Source organism: Streptomyces sp. NPDC001904 (assembly GCF_040297005.1).
Taxonomy (GTDB): Bacteria; Actinomycetota; Actinomycetes; order Streptomycetales; family Streptomycetaceae; genus Streptomyces.
This window is the reverse complement of record NZ_JBEOYI010000046.1, coordinates 13,080-31,706: the sequence shown is the minus strand read 5'-3', so window position 1 is coordinate 31,706 and position 18,627 is coordinate 13,080. Positions and strand designations below refer to the sequence as shown.

The 18,627-nt window shown below is 69.7% G+C and carries 18 protein-coding genes; 11 read left to right on the top strand and 7 right to left on the bottom strand.

Features of this window, described 5'->3' with window-relative positions; translation table 11 throughout:
* Positions 1-249: 249 nt before the first annotated feature.
* From ABT127_RS37760 to ABT127_RS37745, 4 genes are all read right to left on the bottom strand, one after another.
* Positions 250-726 carry a MarR family winged helix-turn-helix transcriptional regulator gene (locus ABT127_RS37760; protein WP_351460600.1) on the bottom strand — a complete coding sequence of 159 codons (477 nt, stop codon included), beginning with the start codon at positions 724-726 and terminating at the stop codon, positions 250-252.
* Between the two features lie 90 nt (positions 727-816).
* The gene (locus ABT127_RS37755) at positions 817-1,593 is read right to left on the bottom strand and encodes an AIM24 family protein (RefSeq protein ID WP_351460597.1); all 777 of its coding nucleotides are present in this window, start codon (positions 1,591-1,593) and stop codon (positions 817-819) included.
* Entirely contained in the window at positions 1,593-2,258 is a 666-nt protein-coding gene (locus ABT127_RS37750; protein WP_502971846.1) for an AIM24 family protein, read from the bottom strand. The genes ABT127_RS37755 and ABT127_RS37750 overlap by 1 nt, the downstream gene beginning before the upstream one ends.
* Complete coding sequence (locus tag ABT127_RS37745; RefSeq protein WP_351460594.1) at positions 2,251-2,889, bottom strand: AIM24 family protein; 639 nt, start codon at positions 2,887-2,889, stop codon at positions 2,251-2,253. Before ABT127_RS37745 ends, ABT127_RS37750 begins: the two co-directional genes overlap by 8 nt.
* Before the next feature lie 133 nt (positions 2,890-3,022).
* Between ABT127_RS37745 and ABT127_RS37740 the strand changes: the two genes are divergently transcribed.
* From ABT127_RS37740 to glxA, 4 genes are all read left to right on the top strand, one after another.
* The gene (locus tag ABT127_RS37740) at positions 3,023-3,376 is read left to right on the top strand and encodes a DUF3817 domain-containing protein (RefSeq protein WP_111668254.1); all 354 of its coding nucleotides are present in this window, start codon (positions 3,023-3,025) and stop codon (positions 3,374-3,376) included.
* Entirely contained in the window at positions 3,373-3,666 is a 294-nt protein-coding gene (locus ABT127_RS37735; RefSeq protein WP_351460591.1) for an MTH1187 family thiamine-binding protein, read from the top strand. The genes ABT127_RS37740 and ABT127_RS37735 overlap by 4 nt, the downstream gene beginning before the upstream one ends.
* Before the next feature lie 338 nt (positions 3,667-4,004).
* Positions 4,005-5,771 carry a glycosyltransferase family 2 protein gene (locus ABT127_RS37730; protein WP_351460588.1) on the top strand — a complete coding sequence of 589 codons (1,767 nt, stop codon included), beginning with the start codon at positions 4,005-4,007 and terminating at the stop codon, positions 5,769-5,771.
* Positions 5,772-5,774: 3 nt separating this feature from the next.
* Positions 5,775-7,745: a radical copper oxidase GlxA gene (gene glxA / locus ABT127_RS37725; protein WP_351460586.1), complete on the top strand. Its 1,971-nt coding sequence runs from the start codon at positions 5,775-5,777 to the stop codon at positions 7,743-7,745.
* A gap of 22 nt (positions 7,746-7,767) precedes the next feature.
* Here glxA and ABT127_RS37720 read toward each other — a convergent pair whose 3' ends face one another.
* Positions 7,768-8,811: a glycoside hydrolase family 6 protein gene (locus ABT127_RS37720; RefSeq protein WP_351460583.1), complete on the bottom strand. Its 1,044-nt coding sequence runs from the start codon at positions 8,809-8,811 to the stop codon at positions 7,768-7,770.
* Positions 8,812-9,059: 248 nt separating this feature from the next.
* On the opposite strand from ABT127_RS37720, the gene ABT127_RS37715 reads away from it, so the two are divergent.
* The 3 genes from ABT127_RS37715 (at position 9,060) to icmA (ending at position 11,781) form a co-directional block, all read left to right on the top strand.
* A complete protein-coding gene (locus tag ABT127_RS37715; protein WP_351460580.1) occupies positions 9,060-9,572 on the top strand; it encodes a MarR family winged helix-turn-helix transcriptional regulator in 513 nt (170 codons plus the stop codon).
* A 61-nt stretch (positions 9,573-9,633) separates the two neighbouring features.
* The gene (locus tag ABT127_RS37710) at positions 9,634-9,972 is read left to right on the top strand and encodes a DUF3817 domain-containing protein (RefSeq protein ID WP_351460577.1); all 339 of its coding nucleotides are present in this window, start codon (positions 9,634-9,636) and stop codon (positions 9,970-9,972) included.
* 87 nt (positions 9,973-10,059) lie between these two features.
* Positions 10,060-11,781 carry a coenzyme B12-dependent isobutyryl-CoA mutase large subunit gene (gene icmA / locus ABT127_RS37705; RefSeq protein ID WP_351460575.1) on the top strand — a complete coding sequence of 574 codons (1,722 nt, stop codon included), beginning with the start codon at positions 10,060-10,062 and terminating at the stop codon, positions 11,779-11,781.
* 127 nt (positions 11,782-11,908) lie between these two features.
* Here the strand turns inward: icmA and ABT127_RS37700 are convergent, their stop codons facing one another.
* Positions 11,909-12,535, bottom strand: coding sequence for a TetR/AcrR family transcriptional regulator (locus tag ABT127_RS37700; protein WP_351460572.1), 627 nt, complete (start codon positions 12,533-12,535; stop codon positions 11,909-11,911).
* A gap of 318 nt (positions 12,536-12,853) precedes the next feature.
* Here ABT127_RS37700 and ABT127_RS37695 point away from each other — a divergent pair, with 318 nt between their 5' ends.
* The 4 genes from ABT127_RS37695 (at position 12,854) to ABT127_RS37680 (ending at position 17,091) form a co-directional block, all read left to right on the top strand.
* Positions 12,854-13,822 (top strand): tetratricopeptide repeat protein, encoded by a 969-nt coding sequence (locus tag ABT127_RS37695; RefSeq protein WP_351460569.1) that lies wholly within the window; start codon positions 12,854-12,856, stop codon positions 13,820-13,822.
* A 645-nt stretch (positions 13,823-14,467) separates the two neighbouring features.
* Positions 14,468-15,085 (top strand): DUF6230 family protein, encoded by a 618-nt coding sequence (locus ABT127_RS37690; RefSeq protein WP_351460566.1) that lies wholly within the window; start codon positions 14,468-14,470, stop codon positions 15,083-15,085.
* A 157-nt stretch (positions 15,086-15,242) separates the two neighbouring features.
* Positions 15,243-15,818 (top strand): DUF6114 domain-containing protein, encoded by a 576-nt coding sequence (locus ABT127_RS37685; protein WP_351460564.1) that lies wholly within the window; start codon positions 15,243-15,245, stop codon positions 15,816-15,818.
* A 94-nt stretch (positions 15,819-15,912) separates the two neighbouring features.
* Positions 15,913-17,091, top strand: coding sequence for a prolipoprotein diacylglyceryl transferase (locus tag ABT127_RS37680; RefSeq protein WP_351460561.1), 1,179 nt, complete (start codon positions 15,913-15,915; stop codon positions 17,089-17,091).
* A gap of 93 nt (positions 17,092-17,184) precedes the next feature.
* Here ABT127_RS37680 and pyk read toward each other — a convergent pair whose 3' ends face one another.
* A complete protein-coding gene (pyk, locus tag ABT127_RS37675) occupies positions 17,185-18,609 on the bottom strand; it encodes a pyruvate kinase (RefSeq protein WP_351460558.1) in 1,425 nt (474 codons plus the stop codon).
* Between the last annotated feature and the right edge of the window lie 18 nt (positions 18,610-18,627).

Sequence of the window (18,627 nt, the reverse complement as noted above, 5' to 3'; positions counted from 1 at the left end):
GGGGCTCGGCGTGGGGGGGGGCGGCGCGCGCCCCCCCCCGCCCCGGGGGGGGGGGGGGGGGGGGGGGGGTCGGGGGCCCCCCCCGGGGGCGGGGGGGGGGCGGGGGGGCCGCCCCCCCCCCCCCCGGGGCCCCCCCCCCCCCCCCGGCGGGGCTGTGTTCGTACTGCGGCTGCCCGCCGGATGATGGCGGAAGTCCACGGGGGAGGTCGGCGGTCCTCCGCGGACTGCAACCTCAGACGTTCGCAGGTGTCACGGTTTGCCGCGCTGCGAACGCAGGTGTTCCGCGATGGGCGCGAGCGCCTTGTGGAGCTCGCTCAGCGCCTCCGGCGAGACAAGATCCACGAAGTGCTGCCGCACGGACGCCACATGGAACGGGGCGACCTTCTGCATGGTCTCCAGGCCGAACTCGGTGAGGACCGTGTACAGGCCGCGCCGGTCGGACTCGCAGTTCTCGCGGCGGACCAGCCCCGCGTTCTCCATCCGGGTGATCTGGTGCGAGAGCCGGCTCTTGGACTGCAGGGTCGCCGCAGCCAGGTCGCTCATCCGCATCCGGTGCTCATCCGCTTCGGAGAGGTTCACCAGAATCTCGTAGTCGTTCATCGTCAGGCCGAAGGGCTGGAGGTCTTTCTCCAGCTGATAGTTCAGCAGCCTGTTGACCTCCAGGTGGGTGCGCCAGGCGCACTGTTCCTCGTCGGTCAGCCACCGCGTGGCCGTCTCGGTCTCCATGGAATCGATTCTACCTAAGAAGTTGAAAGGCGAACGAACGTGGGGAATGTGACGTTCATGCGTTCGACGTCACACTCCGCAGACTACCGCTCACAGCCCGAAGCGACGCTGGAGGTCGCCGAGCTGTCCGGGAAGCCTCGGTGCCGGTGACGGACCCGCGCCCGGCCCCGAACCGCCGCCCGGAACACCCGCTTGGTGAGGTACGTCACCCGTCGCGGTCTCCGGCATCAGCGCCTCGCTCGACTGTAGAAGGACTGTGCCCGCGCCCACGAACTCGAACTGGTGTTCCTCTCCGCTGACCCCGCCGATCCCCGTCATCGCACGTAGACCGCCGATGACGCCGGTCAGGTAGCCGTGGTCGTAGTGATGGCAGGGGGACGGGCAGTCGGCCCAGCCGACGAGCGCCTGCGGATCGACGCGGACGGGCGGCTCCATGAACACCACCGGTCCATTTGAAGCCGCGACAAATTTGCCAGTGCCAATGAGTGTGAGAAAGCCGGGCACGATGGACTGCTTGAGCGCGAGACTTGGCTGAAAAGCGAGCAGATTGCCCGCGCGGATGGTCAGGTTGCCGTCGTCCAGGTCGTAGGAGTTGACGTCGAACGCCCGGTCGGCGAGGAGCATCTTGCCGCTGCCCTCCGCCACCACCCAGTCGCTCGCGTGCAGCGGCGAATGGAACGAGGTGCGCACCAGCCGGTCGAGCCGCCCGTGCCCGATGCCGTTGAACTCCATCCGCCCGTAGTAGGCGATCATCTTGCCCTTCTGCAGGAACCACTGACTGCTCTTGAGTTCCACGCAGAAGGTGTAGGCGTTGACGTTGTCGTCGACCGGCAGGGTCATGGGGTCGAAGATCACCGGACCGGCCATCACAGCTTCTCCTCCGAGGCCTGGACGTACACCGCACCGCTCCCGCTCAGCTCCAGCTGGAACGCCTCGCCGCTGCCGCGGCCCACCATGTCCCGCCAGCCGAGCGCCGTCGACAGCTTGTTGCGCACGTCGCCGTGGTGGGCGACGTACGCCTGCGGGTCGACGTGCACCGGGTTGTTCGGAGTGATCGGCACCTCGATGACACCGCCGTGCGCCATCACCGCGACCGCCCCGTGCCCCTTGAGCGTCGTCGTGAAGAGCCCCTGCCCGGTGACCTGCCCGCGCACCATGCCCATCACCCCGCCCTGGGAGCCCATGAACATCGTCCCCTGCTGCAGCGCGCCGTCGAAGGCGAGCAGCCGGTCGGCCTCCACGTACAGGGTGTCGCCGGACAGGGTGATCACCTGCACATGATGGCCGCCGTGCCCGAACAGCACCGTGCCGTTGCCCTCCACCGTCATCAGCGGCGTCGCCTCGTTCGCCACCCGCCGTCCGAGCATCGACATCAGCCCTCCCTGTCCGCCCTGCACGTTGGGCGTGAAGGTGACGTCCCCCTTGTACGCGAGCATCGCGCCGCGCTGGCTGTAGAGCCGCTGCCCGGGCACGACGGTCGCCTCGACCATCTTCGAGTTGATCTCGCGGAAGTCCGCCGGCATCTCACACATCCCCCGCGATCGTGTTGCGCTCGCTGGGCTGTACGTAGACCAGCCCGTCCCCCTCGAAGTGGATCTGGAACGCCTCGCCGCCGCCTTCCCCCAGAAACGTGCGGAAGGTGACGCCCGACTGGAACGACTGCCGCAGATTCCCCTGGTGCGCGATGTACGCGCCGGGGTCGACGGTCAGCGGGTAGTCGCGGCTGACGCGCAGCACCACCGCCGGGCCGTCGCTCATGATCGCGGCCTGGCCGTGTCCCTCGACGGTCGTCGTGAACAGCCCGTTGCCCTGGGAGGCGCCGCGCATCCCCGTGAAGCTGGTGCCGGTGCGCAGTCCCGCGTCCGTGCACAGCAGATTGCTCGCCTCGACCCAGAGCTTGTCGCCCTGCAGGCCGACCAGATTGATCTCGCTCGCCCGGTCCGCGAACCAGCAGGTCCCCTGGCCCTTCACCTCCATCACGGTCATCTGCTCACCCGTGATGCGCCGGGTCACCATCCCCCGTATCCCCTCGCCACCCCCGCTCAGCTTCTTGAAGGCCATACGGCCGTCGTACGCGACCATCGAACCGTTCTTCGCCTTGACGCTGTCGCCCGTCATGTCGACGGCGAGCATCTTGCTGCCCTGCAGCCGGAACGTTGCCACGGGGTCGACGGTAGCCGGGCGGGGGAGCCCGCCGACAGGGCGGCGCTGGGGCGATGCCACAATGGGGAACGCTTGTGCGCGCTTTCACAAGATCACTGCTCGCCCCGTCGACCACTCCAGTCAAAGGTGCCTCGTGGACATCAAGACCGCCTCCGCCATCCGCCGCCTCCGCCTGGTCTCCGCGCCCGAGGCCGTCTCCTTCATCCTGCTGCTGGTCTGCTCGGTGCTGAAGCGGACGACCGACTTCAACGCCGTGCCCGTCATGGGCATGGTGCACGGCGTGCTGTTCGTGCTGTACGTCGTCTTCTGGCTGGACGCCTGGAACCGGGCCAAGTGGGGCTTCGGCCGGGCCGCGCTCTACTTCGTCCTCTCGGTGCTGCCCACCGGCGGGTTCTTCGCCGAGCGGAAGCTGAAGCGGGAGTCGGAGAGCGCCGTCGACGCGGCGATCGCGGCCCGCGCCCGTCAGGAAGGGATCGTCAACGCATGATCGTCGCCTTTTCCGTGACGCCGCTCGGGGTCGGCGAGGACGTGGGGGAGTACGTCGCCGACGCCGTGCGGGTGGTTCGTGAGTCCGGGCTGCCCCATCGGACCGACGCCATGTTCACGTCGGTCGAGGGGGAGTGGGACGAGGTCATGGACGTCGTGAAGCGCGCCGTCGCCGTGGTCGAGGAGCGCGCTCCCCGGGTCTCCGTGGTCATGAAGGCGGACATCCGCCCCGGCGTGACGGACGGCCTGACCTCAAAGGTCGCCACCGTCGAACGGCACCTCGCCGAGTAGCGCCTCCCCGGCGCCCGGCTACGGCTCTCGTCGCGGCTGGTCGCGCGGTTCCCCGCGCCCCTGAAGGCTGCGCTTCGCGCGCCTTCCCCTGATGAGACGGCGCACGAAGTGCGCATCTCAGGGGCGCGGGGAACCGCGCGACCAGCCACGACGGTGGTGCACCCGACCGGTGACCCCCCGAAGCGCGGCCCCGATTCACCCGCCCCCGTGAATCAACACGCCATACCTCACTCGTACGTACCCTCCGGTTCGACACGCCCATAAAAGTCACCTTTTGTGAGGTTATCGATACGCTCGGTCACCGACGGCCGGGCGACGACGGGAACCTGGAGGGCGCTGTGCGGCCTGAGGGCTATGACTACGACACCTACAGCAGACTCGCCGGACCGCTCACCGAGCCGCCCGCCGACGGCTACCGGGTGCAGTACACCTCACTCCTCTCCCGCGAGCCCCACCGAATACGCGCGGTCCTCCTGATGACGCTGGCCCCGGTGCTCACCGGGATCCTGCTCGTCTATCTGGTGTGGCCCAGCCACTGGGTGGAGCGCGAGGGCGGCGCCCGCTGGCTCGTCCAGCTCGACATCGTGATGCTGGTCTCGATCGGCCTCATCGAGCTGTTCATGGTCGTCAACGTGGTCTCCATCGCCCACGCGACGCTGGTGGCGCGGGACCCCGTCCCGGTCCGGCCCGAACCGGGCACCCGGGTCGCGTTCCTGACGACGTACGTCCCCGGCAAGGAACCCCTGTCGATGGTGCGCGCCACCCTCGAGGGCGCCGTCCGCATCGCCCACGACGGACCGCTCGACGTGTGGCTGCTCGACGAGGGTGACGATCCCCGGGCCCGTGCCCTCTGCGCCGAGCTGGGCGTCCGGCACTTCACGCGGCACGGCGTCGAGGAGTGGAACCGCGCGAAGGGCGCCCACAAGACCCGTACCAAGCACGGCAACTACAACGCCTGGCTCGCCGCGCACCACGCCGAGTACGACTTCTTCGCCTCCGTCGACACCGACCATGTGCCGGTGCCGGAGTTCCTGGAGCGGATGCTGGGCTACTTCCGCGACCCGGACGTCGCGTTCGTCGTCGGGCCGCAGGTCTACGGCAACTACGACTCACCGGTCACCAAGGCCGCCGAGTCCCAGCAGTTCCTCTTCCACACGCTGATCCAGCGGGCGGGCAACCGCTACCGGGCCCCCATGTTCGTCGGCACCAACAACGTCGTGCGGATCAGCGCCCTGAAGCAGATCGGAGGCTTCGTCGACTCGATCACCGAGGACATGGCGACCGGGTTCGAGATCCACCGGCACGCCAACCCGGCCACCGGCACCAAGTGGCGGTCCGTCTACACCCCCGACGTGCTCGCCGTCGGTGAGGGCCCCGCCTCCTGGACGGACTTCTTCACCCAGCAGCTGCGCTGGTCGCGCGGGACGTACGAGACGCTGTTCAAGCAGTACTGGAAGGCGCCGTTCAGCATGCCGGCGGGCCGGCTCTTCTCGTACACGATGATGCTCGTCTACTACCCGATGACGGCCGTCAACTGGCTGCTCGGCGTGCTGAGCTGCGTGCTGTTCCTCTGGTTCGGCGCGTCCGGCACCCAGGTCTCCGCGTCGGTCTGGCTGATGCTCTACAGCGACGCCGCCGCCCTCCAGATCGGGCTCTACCTGTGGAACCGGCGGCACAACGTCTCGCCGCACGAACCGGAGGGGTCCGGCGGGATCGCGGGCATGGCCATGTCGGCGATCTCCGCGCCGATCTACCTGAAGTCGCTGGGCGCCGCGCTGCTGCGCCGCCCCTCCCGCTTCGTCGTCACGCCGAAGGGCGGCGACGCCACCGCCGACCGGATGCTGACCTTCCGCGTCCACCTCTTCTGGGCGGGGGTGCTGGCCCTGTCGCTCGCCGCGTCCGTCGTCCTCGACCACACGCACGTGGCCATGCGGACCTGGGCGGTGCTCGCCCTGTGCATCGCCCTCGCGCCGCCGGTGGTGTGGAGCGTGGCGCAGCGCCGTGAGGCGGCGGCGGCCGCGGCCACCGGGCCCGGGAAGCCCGAGAAGCCGGAGCCCGCCCTCGCCGGCTCGCCGGTCTCCAGCACCAGCACAGGAGGGAACTGACCCATGGCCTTCAACAGCTACCGGCCTTCCCAGAAGATGAAGAAGACGGTCCTGGGAGCGGGCGGCATCGCCCTCCTCGTCGGCCTCAACGCCCCGGCCGCGTGGACCTTCGCCTCCGAGAAGTACGAGGACTGGAAGATCGCCCAGCCCGGCTACAAGGCCCAGTACGGCTCGTGGTCGCAGGTCGGCATCCCCGAGCAGTTCCGCACCAACGCCATCCACGCGGCGCTGCTGCACACCGGCAAGGTGCTGATCGTGGCGGGCTCCGGCAACGAGCAGCGCAAGTTCGACGCCGGATCGTTCGACACCGTCCTGTGGGACCCGAAGGCGAACACCTTCAAGAAGATCGACACCCCGGAGGACTTCTTCTGCTCGGGGCACGCCGCGCTCCCCGACGGCCGGATGCTCGTGGCCGGCGGCACCGCCCGCTACGAACTCCTCGACGGCGAGGTGAAGCGGGCCGGCGGCGGGATGCGCGTCAAGAACGAGAGCCCCGACCGGCCGGTGGTCCTGAAGAAGGGGACGAAGTTCCGCTCGCCGGACGGCGTCGAGTACGTGTCGCGGTTCGACGTGACCGTGCCCAAGGCCAAGCGCTCGTACGACATCAGCTACAACGCGGCCGGTGTCATGCAGCCCTGGAAGACGAAGATCAAGGCGAGTGAGGCCCGCGTCTTCGTCGAGGCGGTCGCCGACGGCAAGCAGTACGAGACGTCGAAGCAGGCCCAGTACGAGATCGAGGGCCTCACGGGCAAGGAGGCCGACAACGCGTACGGGCTCTCCGAGAAGATCACCATGGAGAAGCAGGACTTCCAGGGGATCAGGGCCGCGTACGAGTTCGATCCCGTGGCCGAGAAGTACGTGCCCGTGGACCCGATGCAGAAGGCGCGCTGGTACCCCACGCTCGTGGGCCTGGAGGACGGCAAGGTGCTCGCCGTCTCCGGACTCGACGACGTCGGCGTCATCGACCCCGGGGACAACGAGATCTACGACCCGAAGACCAAGAAGTGGTCGATGGGCCCCAAGCGGTACTTCCCGACCTACCCGGCGCTGTTCCTGACCAAGGGCGGCAAGCTCTTCTACCCGGCCTCCAACGCCGGGTACGGGCCCGCCGACAAGGGCCGGGTGCCGGGCCTGTGGGACCTGAGGACCAACAAGTTCGAGAAGGTCCCGGGCCTGACGGACGAGGACGAGACGGAGACGTCGGCGTCCCTGCTGCTGCCCCCGGCGCAGGACCAGAAGGTGATGATCCTGGGCGGCGGAGGCGTCGGCGAGTCCGAGCGGGCGACGCCGCGCACCGCGGTCGTCGACCTGAAGGAGGACAGCCCCCGGTTCAAGGAGGGGCCGCACCTGCCGCAGGGCACCCGGTACCTGAACAGCGTGATCATGCCGGACGACTCGGTCTTCACGTCCAACGGCTCGTCCGACTACCGCGGGCGCGGCGCGAGCAACATCCTCGCCGCGCAGTTCTACGACCCCAAGAAGAACGCCTTCCGCGAGGCGGCCTCGCCCAAGGTCGGCCGCAACTACCACTCGGAGGCGCTGCTGCTGCCCGACGGCCGGGTGGTGACCTTCGGCTCCGACCCGCTCTTCGACGACCAGCAGAACACCAAGCTGGGCCACTTCGAGCAGCGCATGGAGATCTTCACGCCGCCCGCGCTGCACAAGGGCGGGGACCGGCGCCCGGTCATCGGCGACGGCCCTCAGACGCTTCCCGCCGATCACAAGGCGACGTACCGGACGGACGCCGCCGACCGGATCGTCAAGGCACGGCTGATGCGGCCGTCCGCCGTGACCCACACGACGGACGTGGAGCAGCGCTCGATCGAGCTGGGCCTGACCAAGCGCCAGGGGCAGATCACGGTGGACGTGCCGACCGACCGGGCCCTGGTCCCGCCCGGCTGGTACATGCTCTTCGCGACGGACGCGGACGGGGTGTCGTCCGAGGCCAAGTGGGTCAGGGTCGGCGAGGACTGACCCGCGCGCCGGGCCGCCCGCGTCAGGTGTGCGCGGCGCGGGCGAGGCCCAGCGCGTACTCCGCCCACCAGGTGCCCGCCGCGGGTCCGCCCCGGCAGGTGCCGTCCGACTCCCCGGGCCGCTTCACCCACAGGTACGCGTCGACCAGCGGGTCACCGGTCCGGGTGGTCGGCGCGGAGCCGAGGGCGCGGCCCGGCGGGTTGCACCAGCCGTCGGCGCCCGCCGGTGAGTAGGGGCCCGCGCCGTTTCGGCTGGTGTCCACGACGAAGTGGGCGCCGCCGAGCAGCCCCGAGAGCTGCTTGCCGTAGGCCGAACTCGCCTGGTCGGTCTGGAAGTTCGAGACGTTCAGGGAGAAGCCGTCGGCCCGCTCGACGCCCGCCCTGCGCAGCGGCTCGACGAGTTTGGCCGCGTCGGGGATCCAGGCGGGGTTCCCGGCGTCGACGTACACCTTGGTGTTCGGCTGCTGCTTCAGGCGGTCGATCGCCGAGCCGATCAGCTGGTAGCGCTCCTCCCGGTACTCCTCCGGGGTGCAGCCGTCGACGATGTGCCCGAGGGCGTCCGGTTCGAGGACGACGAGCGCCTTGGCGTCGCCGATGCCGGTCGCGAACGCGTCGACCCACTGGTGGTAGAAGTCCGCGCTGTGCGCGCCGCCCGCCGAGTGCTGCCCGCAGTCGCGGTGCGGGATGTTGTACGCGACCAGGACCAGCGTCTTGTCCGCCTTCTTCGCCTTCTCACCGGCCTCGGCGATCACCGGGCGCGGATAGTCGCCCGGCGCCCACATGCCCTGCGGGTGCTGCGCGATGCGCCGGATCACGGCGGCGTCCGAGGCCCGGCCCTGCTTCTCCCACCGCTCGGCCTGGACGGCGGCGGCGGAGGCGGGGTCGACCCAGAACGGCGAGGTGTCGGCCGTGTCCGGGGAGGGCGCGGTCTGTCCGGCGGCCTCGCGGGCGGCCTGCCCGGAGCCCGCGCCGGAGCAGGCGGTGGCGAGCGCGCAGACGGCGAGCGCGGCCGTGACGAGCGCGAGCGTGCGGCGGGACGGTGTGCGGCGGATGGTCGGGACGGGCATCCTGCCCCCTGGGTCGGAGCGCGTACGATTCCGGCAATCGTGACATAAGGGTCAGCTGTTGCCGTGGATTAGACGCCCTGTCAGATGTCCGCTCCGCCGGATGTCCCGGCCGCCGGCCCGCCGCCGGCGCCGACGGCGGGGGCCGGATCGCACCGCCCCCGCGCCGCTCCCGCCCTTGCGGCGCGGGCGAACCGGCCAAAGGGCGAGACGGGGCTGACCACCATATGACCGGCCGGTAGGGTCGAGGGGTGCCGAAGCCCCTCAGTCTTGCCTTCGATCCGATCGCGCGCGCCGATGAACTCTGGAAGCAGCGCTGGGGATCCGTGCCGTCCATGGCCGCGATCACCTCGATCATGCGCGCGCACCAGATCCTGCTCGCCGAGGTCGACGCCGTCGTCAAGCCGTACGGGCTCACCTTCGCGCGCTACGAGGCACTGGTCCTGCTCACCTTCTCCAAGGAGGGCGAGCTGCCGATGTCGAAGATCGGCGAGCGGCTGATGGTCCACCCGACCTCGGTGACCAACACCGTCGACCGGCTGGTCAGGTCCGGTCTCGTCGACAAGCGGCCCAACCCGAACGACGGCCGCGGCACCCTCGCCTCCATCACCGACAAGGGCCGCGAGGCCGTCGACGCGGCCACCCGCGACCTGATGGCGATGGACTTCGGCCTCGGTGTGTACGACGCCGACGAGTGCGGCGAGATCTTCGCGATGCTGCGGCCGCTGCGGGTGGCGGCGCACGATTTCGACGACGAGGGCTGACCCGGACCGGGCCGCCGGGCCCGCCTGAAGATCGCGCAAAACGGGCGGTTAGGCTCGACTCATGAAGAAGAGCGTCCTGACTCGCTACCGGATCATGGCCTATGTGACCGGTGTCCTCCTGGTCGTCCTCTGCCTCGGCATGATCGCCAAGTACGCGTTCCAGATGGACGGCGCCGCGGACTTCACGCGCGTCATCGCCATCGCCCACGGCTGGCTCTACGTCGTGTACCTGGTGGTCGCCTTCGACCTCGGCTCCAAGGCGAAGTGGCCGGTCGGCAAGCAGCTGTGGGTACTGATCGCGGGCACCATCCCGACCGCCGCCTTCTTCGTGGAGCGCAAGATCTCCGCCGAGCTGGACGCCAAGGTCGCGGCCGACGGCACCGAGCTCGCCAAGGCGTAGCCCACGGGGGTGGCCCCCACCGCCCGCGCGAGGTGCGGGCGGTTTCGCCATCGACATTTACTAGGACGTCCTAGTAAATTCGAGGGTATGGGAACCAGTGACGCTGACGCCAGGGCCGCCGCCATCGAGGAGGGCCGCCGTCGCTGGCAGGCCCGCTACGACACCGCCCGCAAGCGGGAAGCGGACTTCACCACGCTCTCGGGCGACCCCGTCGACCCGGTCTACGGGCCGCGGCCCGGGGACACCTACGAGGGGTTCGAGCGGATCGGCTGGCCGGGGGAGTACCCGTTCACGCGCGGTCTGTACCCGACCGGGTACCGGGGCCGCACCTGGACGATCCGGCAGTTCGCCGGGTTCGGGAACGCCGAGCAGACCAACGAGCGCTACAAGATGATCCTGGCCGCGGGCGGCGGCGGCCTCTCCGTCGCCTTCGACATGCCGACGCTCATGGGACGCGACTCCGACGACCCTCGCTCGCTCGGCGAGGTCGGGCACTGCGGCGTCGCCATCGACTCCGCCGCCGACATGGAGGTCCTGTTCCGGGACATCCCGCTCGGCGACGTCACGACCTCGATGACGATCAGCGGCCCGGCCGTCCCCGTCTTCTGCATGTACCTGGTCGCCGCCGAGCGCCAGGGCGTCGACCCGGCCGTGCTCAACGGCACGCTCCAGACCGACATCTTCAAGGAGTACATCGCCCAGAAGGAATGGCTCTTCCAGCCCGAGCCGCACCTGCGCCTGATCGGCGACCTGATGGAGCACTGCGCCGCGTCCATCCCCGCCTACAAGCCGCTGTCGGTCTCCGGCTACCACATCCGCGAGGCGGGCTCGACGGCCGCGCAGGAACTGGCGTACACGCTGGCGGACGGCTTCGGGTACGTCGAGCTGGGCCTCAGCCGCGGCCTGGACGTGGACGTCTTCGCGCCCGGCCTGTCCTTCTTCTTCGACGCGCACGTCGACTTCTTCGAGGAGATCGCCAAGTTCCGCGCGGCCCGGCGCATCTGGGCGCGCTGGCTGCGCGACGTGTACGGAGCGCGCAGCGAGAAGGCGCAGTGGCTGCGCTTCCACACCCAGACCGCGGGCGTCTCGCTGACCGCCCAGCAGCCGTACAACAACGTCGTCCGTACGGCGGTCGAGGCGCTGGCGGCGGTGCTGGGAGGCACGAACTCGCTCCACACCAACGCCCTCGACGAGACGCTCGCCCTGCCCAGCGAGCAGGCCGCCGAGATCGCGCTGCGCACCCAGCAGGTCCTGATGGAGGAGACCGGCGTCGCCAACGTCGCCGACCCGCTGGGCGGTTCCTGGTACGTCGAGCAGCTCACCGACCGCATCGAGGCCGACGCCGAGAAGATCTTCGAGCAGATCAGGGAGCGCGGGCTGCGGGCGCATCCCGACGGGCAGCACCCCATCGGCCCGATCACCTCCGGCATCCTGCGCGGCATCGAGGACGGCTGGTTCACGGGCGAGATCGCCGAGTCGGCGTTCCAGTACCAGCAGTCGCTGGAGAAGGGCGACAAGCGGGTCGTGGGCGTGAACGCGCACCACGGGTCCGTCACCGGGGACCTGGAGATCCTGCGGGTCAGCCATGAGGTGGAGCGCGACCAGGTGCGGGTGCTCGGGGAGCGGCGGGCCGCTCGTGACGACGCCGCCGTCCGGGACGCCCTGGGCGCCATGCTCGCCGCCGCGCGCGACGGGTCGAACATGATCGGGCCGATGCTCGACGCGGTGCGGGCGGAGGCCACGCTCGGGGAGATCTGTGACGTGCTGCGCGACGAGTGGGGGGTCTACACGGAGCCGGCGGGCTTCTGACCCTCGGCCCCCGGCCGCGCAGTTCCCCGCGCCCCTTCGGGGAAGGCTGCGCGCAGCGCATGCCTTCAGGGGCGCGGGGAACTGCGCGACCCGCCCCCACCGGAGCCGCAGACGAAGGACCGGTGCGCTAGTCGGCCGCCGCCGACAACCCCCCGACCAGCAGCGCCGTGAACCGACGCACCCACTCGGCGTCCACCGGCTCGGCGCTGACGAGCGTCCGGTGCACCACGGCCCCGGCGGCGACGTCGAAGATGAGGTCGGCCGTCGCGGCGGCCACACACGGATCCTCCGCGACGGGCAACTCCCCGCGCCGCTCGGCCCGGGCCCGCCCCTCCAGCACCAATCGTTTCTGCCGGTCCACGATCGAGGTCCGGATCCGCTCCCGCAGCGGAGCGTCCCGCGTCGACTCGGCGACCACCGCCATCAGCGCCGTCTTGGTCTCGGGCCGGTCCAGCAGCGCCGCGAACTGCAGCACCACTCCTTCGATGTCGGCCGCGAGGGAACCTCTGTCGGGCAGGACGAGTTCATCGAAGAGGACCGCGACCGCGTCGACGACGAGTTCGTTCTTGCCGGCCCAGCGCCGGTACAGCGTCGTCTTCGCGACACCGGCCCGCGTCGCCACGTCGCCCAGGGTCAGCTTGGACCAGCCGAGCTCCACCAGAGCCTCGCGCGTCGCCTCCAGGATCGCCTCGTCCGCCGTGGCGGACCGAGGCCGGCCCGGGCGGCCGGAGGGGGAGGGAGTGCGGCTCTGCATGGACGCGACCATACCGGCCGGTAGTCAAGAAGCGGATCGACCGTTCCGGGTGAGCCAGATCACCGGAGAGTGCACCCCGCGCATCCCCCGCGGCAGTTACGCTACGACTCGTAGCGAAAGCTCGAACTCGTACGGTCTCCCGGATCTGCACCCCGGTCGGCCACGACGAGCGGCAACCACTGGTGCCGGGTGGGGACCCGGCGCAGAAGCACCCGGCCGAGTCCGCTCCGTGTCTCTTATTGCGTCTCGCAATCCGGCGGGAGGCACTCGGAGCCGGACCCGGCCCACAACCGTCCGCGGAAGGGGGAGACTGTACGCATGCAGCCACGGAACATGTCCATGAGCGGAGTCGTCGACCTCGCCGCGGTGAAGGCGGCCCAGGAGGCCAAGGCGAAGGCCGAGCAGGCCCGCGCCGAATCGGCCCGGCAGGGCGGGGGCGGCGCCGTGTCGCCGTCGAGCCTCGTCATCGACGTCAGTGAGGCGGACTTCGAGCGCGATGTACTGCAGCGCTCCACAGAGGTGCCCGTCGTCATCGACTTCTGGGCCGAGTGGTGTGAGCCCTGCAAGCAGCTGAGCCCCCTTCTCGAGCGCCTCGCCACCGAGTACAACGGCCGCTTCGTGCTCGCCAAGATCGACGTCGACGCCAACCAGATGCTGATGCAGCAGTTCGGGGTCCAGGGGATCCCGGCCGTCTTCGCCGTCGTCGCCGGGCAGGCGCTGCCCCTCTTCCAGGGCGCGGCCCCCGAGGCCCAGATCCGCGGCACCCTCGACCAGTTGATCCAGGTCGCCGAGGAGCGCTTCGGGCTCGTCGGCATCACGGTCGACCCGGATGCGGAGGCCGCCGCGCCGGTCGTGGAGGCTCCGGCCGGCCCGTACGACGCGCTCCTCGAAGCGGCCGTCCAGGCCCTTGACGCCGGTGACATGGCCGGCGCCGTCCAGGCGTACAAGAACGTGCTGTCGGACGACCCCGGCAACACCGAGGCCAAGCTCGGCCTCGGCCAGGCCGAACTGCTCCAGCGCGTCCAGGGTCTCGACCCGCAGAAGGTGCGCACGGACGCCGCGCAGAACCCCGGTGACGTGCAGGCCCAGGTCGCGGCCGCCGATCTGGACCTCGTCGGCGGTCATGTCGAGGACGCCTTCGGACGCCTCGTCGACACGGTGGCCCGCTCGGCCGGCGACGACCGTGACACGGCGCGGGTCCGCCTGCTCGAACTGTTCGAGGTCGTCGGGGGCGACGACCCGCGTGTGACCACGGCGCGTACGGCTCTGGCCCGGGTTCTCTTCTGAGCCGTCAGTGACCTGTTCCTAAACGCCACGGCATGTGGTGCCGGGGTGAAAGTTCTGTCCTCAGGGGCTCACAGCGGCCGCGCTTTACCAAAACTTGGTAATCGCGGCCGCTGTTACTTGGAGTAAGTCAAAGCCCTTCTTCTGTCCGGGTACGTACCGGATTCAACCGCTCTGGAAGCCGGCCGCGCTGCACCCTGCGTCGCCGTTCGAGTCCGGGCGGTCGCATCGTGGTTATCCGTCCGTTACCCGTGAGTAACGAACCCCCTTGTGCGAGCGCCGGGAATGCACCACGATCGGGCACGCTCGGTCCACTCCCCATTCGTCCGACAGCCACTCGGACTGCGGGGCTCAGGGGTCCCCACCGGGCAGGTCGACGGTGAACCAGGGGAGCGCCGTCGGTCTTTGGACAGGGGGGTCTCAGCCAGTGGCTGAGCCTGTCCGGCAGGTTGCGCGTGATGGCTCAGGTGCGACCAGTGGTTGTCGCTCGGGGGTGATCGCCGGTGATCAGGGTGCGGTTGACTTATCCGCCTCCGAAGCGGGCGCTCTCCTTCCCGAGGACGTAGCACTTCTCCCATCCCTGCCCGGCTGAGCCGCCGTAAGGGGCAGTCAGGGCCGGAGATGTACGTCCGAGAAGGAGGAACAGTCATGAAGTCCGTGACTCGTGGCGGAACCAGATGGAAGCGGTTCGCCGTAGTCATGGTGCCGAGCGTCGCGGCGACTGCCGCGATAGGTGTCGCCCTGTCCCAGGGTGCGCTTGCGGCATCGTTCAGTGTGTCGGGTCAGTCGTTCAAGGTGACGGCGGACTCTCTCGACGGCAAGGGCTTCGTCCAGTACGGCGCCCTCGACACCGGTAAGACGGGTGCCCACCCCGTCGCCGTCGTCGGTATGAAGTCCGCGACGATCAACAACCTCTGCCAGTCGGTGGTTGTCCCCGTCCCGGTCTTCGGCGACGTGTCGATGAAGCTGTCGGCCGGCTCCGACAAGAACAACCCGGTCCAGGCCAAGACCCTCTACATCGACGCCGATGACCTGAAGGCCGACGCGACCTTCAAGAACATCGACATCGGTGTGGCGGCGGGCGACGCGGCCAAGGGCCCTGGCATCCACCAGGGCGACAAGGCCGACCCGAACGCGTTCGCCCAGCAGGCCGACTCGGTGCACTTCGAGAACGTCCAGCAGCGTGCGTGGGCCACCACCGCCGGCACCTTCAAGCTCTCGGGCCTCAAGATGAGCGTCCAGAAGGGCCAGCACGAGTGCTACTAGGCCACATGGACCCGAACGCGGGTCCGGGGGCCGGCACTTGATGCGCTGAACGGCCGGGCGCGGGGACGCGCGGGGATCGCTCCGGGCCGTCCCCGTGCCCGTCACCGGGCAGCGATCATCACCACAGAACAACGCCATTCCCGAGGAGCTGTACGACATGAGCGCCGAAGCGCACGCAGGATCGGGCACCAAGCTTGGTCACACGCGCCAATCGTTCCGAGGGTGGCGCGGTCAGCGCCCGTTCTGGGGTGGTCTGCTGGCCATCCTCGGCGGCATCCCGATCATGTACTTCCCGTACGCGAACCTGACGCTCGGCTCCATGACGATCCGCATGGCGACGACGGCGGGCGCGGGATCGCTCATCATCGGCGTACTGCTGGTCGTGCTCGGTCTGACGATGTGGTTCCAGCCGCACTCCCGGGTGTTCGCGGGCGTGGCGGCGATTCTTCTCGCCCTTGTCTCCCTGGTGGTCTCCAACTTCGGTGGCTTCGTCATCGGCTTCCTGCTGTCGCTGATCGGTGGTGCCCTCGGCATCGCCTGGGCGCCGGGACGGCCTGGCGAGGAGACCGGGACGGTGGCCGCGGCGGGCGGTGAGCACGCGGTGGAGCCCGATCTGGGAGCGCCGGTCGCGCCCCCGGTCGCGGGTGCCACCTACCGGGTCTCGGGCGCAAACGACGACGAGTCAGGGACGAACCCGGACAATGGGACGAACGGGAGGCACCGTGCCGGCTGACGAGGTGCACCACGAGGACTCTCCTGGAGAGTCCCGTGCGAGAACCGGGCCGCGGCATGCAGCACCGAGAAAGCATCTGTTCACCAGGCTGCACATGCCCGCGGGCAAGGCGATAGCCATCGCGGCCATGCCCACGGCCGTACTCATGGGCTTCGGCCTGACGCCCACGCTCGCCGCCGCCAAGGACAACCCCACCGGGATCTCCGCGGATGACTACAAGGCGTGCGCGGACGCGGTGGAGGCCCAGCAGGACGCGAAGGACGGCAAGGACACCCCGGAGGCGACGCCGTCGCCCTCCGCGTCCGCGTCGAAGAGCGACGACGCGTCGGACTCCGAGGACTCCGGCTCGGACAAGTCGACGGACGACAAGGCGGAGCCGACACCGTCGCCCTCCGCCTCCGCGGACAAGGGGGCCACCACCGGCTCCGCGGACTCCGACTCCGAGAGCAAGGACACGGCGACCCCGTCGCCCTCCGCGTCGGAGACCAAGAACCCGCTCGACCCGCTGGGCGTCGGCGACGCGCTCAAGGACCTCTTCACCCCGAAGGACAAGGAGTCGGCCAGTCCGACCCCGAGCCCGTCCGCCTCGGCGACCAGGTCCGCCGACACCGGTGACGACCCGGTGAAGGACACGACCGACAAGCTGGGCGACACGGTCAAGGACACGACCGACAAGGCCGGCGACGCGGTCAAGGGCGCCGAGAGCGAGGCCGACAAGGCGACCGACAAGGCCGCCAAGGCTCTGGAGGACGCCTCGTCGGCCACTCCGTCGCCGAGCTCCACCGAGCTGCCGGACGACTGCGAGGCGGCGACCGACAAGGCGGGGGCCAACGAGGACACGCCCGCCCAGCTCCCGGACACCACGTGGCGGCTGGAGGCCAGCTCGCTCCTGCTCAAGGGCGCGGACTACCAGGGCCTGGTCGACGTCCGGATGGCCGACGGCAGCACCAAGCGGGTCATGAAGTACGTCATCTCCAACGGCACCGACATCGGCAATCTGCACCAGATCGCCTCGGGGCCGAACGGAAAGTACTTCCACATCCGTGCGGACAAGGGCTCCACGTCCACCATCCGCGACGGCAAGACGATCATGTACACGGAAGAGCTGTCGGGCAATCTGCTCGGGCTCATCCCCATGACGTTCAACGCCGACAACCCGCCGCCGATCAACCTGCCGATCCTGTACTTCACCAATGTGAAGGTCACGCAGGCCGCGCAGTTCGGCGGCACCCTGCACGTCCCCGGGCTGCACACCACGGTCGAGAACGGCTGACCGTACCGAGAACCCCTCCGGGAGCCGCACAACGCCGAGGGCGCCCCCTGTCTCGTACAGGAGGCGCCCTCGGCGCATTGCTCTGCGGGACGGCTAGTTGCTGCCGCCCAGCTGGTGCACCCGGACCATGTTCGTGGTGCCGGGGACGCCGGGGGGCGAACCGGCGGTGATGACCACGGTGTCGCCGTCGTTGAAGCGGGAGAGCTTCACCAGCTCGGCGTCGACGAGGTCGACCATCGCGTCGGTGGAGTCCACGTGCGGGACGACGTACGTCTCCACGCCCCAGGTCAGCGAGAGCTGGTTGCGGGTGGCCTCGTCCGTGGTGAAGGCCAGGATCGGCTGGCAGACGCGGTAGCGCGAGAGCCGGCGGGCGGTGTCGCCGGACTGGGTGAAGGCGACCAGCGCCTTGCCGTCCAGGAAGTCCGCGATCTCGCAGGCGGCGCGGGCGACCGAACCGCCCTGCGTGCGCGGCTTCTTGCCCGGGACGAGCGGCTGCAGGCCCTTGGAGAGCAGCTCCTCCTCGGCCGCCTGGACGATCTTCGACATCGTCTTGACGGTCTCGATCGGGTACGCGCCCACGCTCGACTCGGCGGACAGCATGACCGCGTCGGCGCCGTCCAGGATCGCGTTCGCCACGTCGGAGGCCTCGGCGCGGGTCGGGCGCGAGTTGGTGATCATCGACTCCATCATCTGGGTCGCGACGATCACCGGCTTGGCGTTGCGGCGGCACATCTCCACGAGGCGCTTCTGCACCATCGGGACCTTCTCGAGCGGGTACTCGACGGCGAGGTCGCCACGGGCCACCATCACCGCGTCGAACGCCGCGACGACGCCCTCCATGTTGGCGACGGCCTGCGGCTTCTCCACCTTGGCGATGACGGGGACCCGGCGGCCCTCCTCGTCCATCACCTTGTGGACGTCCTTGACGTCGTTGGCGTCGCGCACGAAGGACAGGGCGACCATGTCGCAGCCCATCCGCAGGGCGAAGCGCAGGTCCTCGATGTCCTTCTCGGACAGGGCCGGGACGTTGACGGCCGCGCCGGGCAGGTTGATGCCCTTGTGGTCGGAGATGACACCGCCCTCGATGACGATCGTCTTGACCCGCGGGCCCTCGACGTCCATCACCTTGAGCTCGACGTTGCCGTCGTTGATCAGGACCTGGTCACCGCGCGAGACGTCGCCCGGCAGCCCCTTGTACGTCGTGCCGCAGATCGACTTGTCGCCCGGGACGTCCTCGGTGGTGATGGTGAACTCGTCACCGCGCACCAGCTCGACGGGGCCCTCGGCGAAGGTCTCCAGACGGATCTTGGGGCCCTGGAGGTCGGCGAGGACGCCCACCGCGCGGCCGGTCTTCGCGGCGGCGGCGCGAACACGGTCGTAGCGACCCTGGTGCTCGGCGTGCGTGCCGTGGCTGAAGTTGAAGCGGGCCACGCTCATGCCGGCCTCGATCAGCGAGACGAGCTGCTCTTCGGAGTCGACGGCGGGGCCCAGCGTGCAGACGATTTTGGAACGGCGCATGGGGGCGATCCTATCGGT

Bases quoted from the DNA above. Each gene is read 5' to 3' on its own strand.
- ABT127_RS37680 (WP_351460561.1), top strand. From the start codon at position 15,913: ATGCCCGCGGGCAAGGCGATAGCCATCGCGGCCATGCCCACGGCCGTA.
- icmA (WP_351460575.1), top strand. From the start codon at position 10,060: ATGGGAACCAGTGACGCTGACGCCAGGGCCGCCGCCATCGAGGAGGGC.
- ABT127_RS37720 (WP_351460583.1), bottom strand. From the start codon at position 8,811: ATGCCCGTCCCGACCATCCGCCGCACACCGTCCCGCCGCACGCTCGCG.
- ABT127_RS37700 (WP_351460572.1), bottom strand. From the start codon at position 12,535: ATGCAGAGCCGCACTCCCTCCCCCTCCGGCCGCCCGGGCCGGCCTCGG.
- ABT127_RS37750 (WP_502971846.1), bottom strand. From the start codon at position 2,258: ATGTGTGAGATGCCGGCGGACTTCCGCGAGATCAACTCGAAGATGGTC.
- ABT127_RS37690 (WP_351460566.1), top strand. From the start codon at position 14,468: ATGAAGTCCGTGACTCGTGGCGGAACCAGATGGAAGCGGTTCGCCGTA.
- ABT127_RS37685 (WP_351460564.1), top strand. From the start codon at position 15,243: ATGAGCGCCGAAGCGCACGCAGGATCGGGCACCAAGCTTGGTCACACG.
- ABT127_RS37760 (WP_351460600.1), bottom strand. From the start codon at position 726: ATGGAGACCGAGACGGCCACGCGGTGGCTGACCGACGAGGAACAGTGC.
- ABT127_RS37735 (WP_351460591.1), top strand. From the start codon at position 3,373: ATGATCGTCGCCTTTTCCGTGACGCCGCTCGGGGTCGGCGAGGACGTG.
- ABT127_RS37755 (WP_351460597.1), bottom strand. From the start codon at position 1,593: ATGGCCGGTCCGGTGATCTTCGACCCCATGACCCTGCCGGTCGACGAC.
- ABT127_RS37695 (WP_351460569.1), top strand. From the start codon at position 12,854: ATGCAGCCACGGAACATGTCCATGAGCGGAGTCGTCGACCTCGCCGCG.
- ABT127_RS37710 (WP_351460577.1), top strand. From the start codon at position 9,634: ATGAAGAAGAGCGTCCTGACTCGCTACCGGATCATGGCCTATGTGACC.
- pyk (WP_351460558.1), bottom strand. From the start codon at position 18,609: ATGCGCCGTTCCAAAATCGTCTGCACGCTGGGCCCCGCCGTCGACTCC.
- glxA (WP_351460586.1), top strand. From the start codon at position 5,775: ATGGCCTTCAACAGCTACCGGCCTTCCCAGAAGATGAAGAAGACGGTC.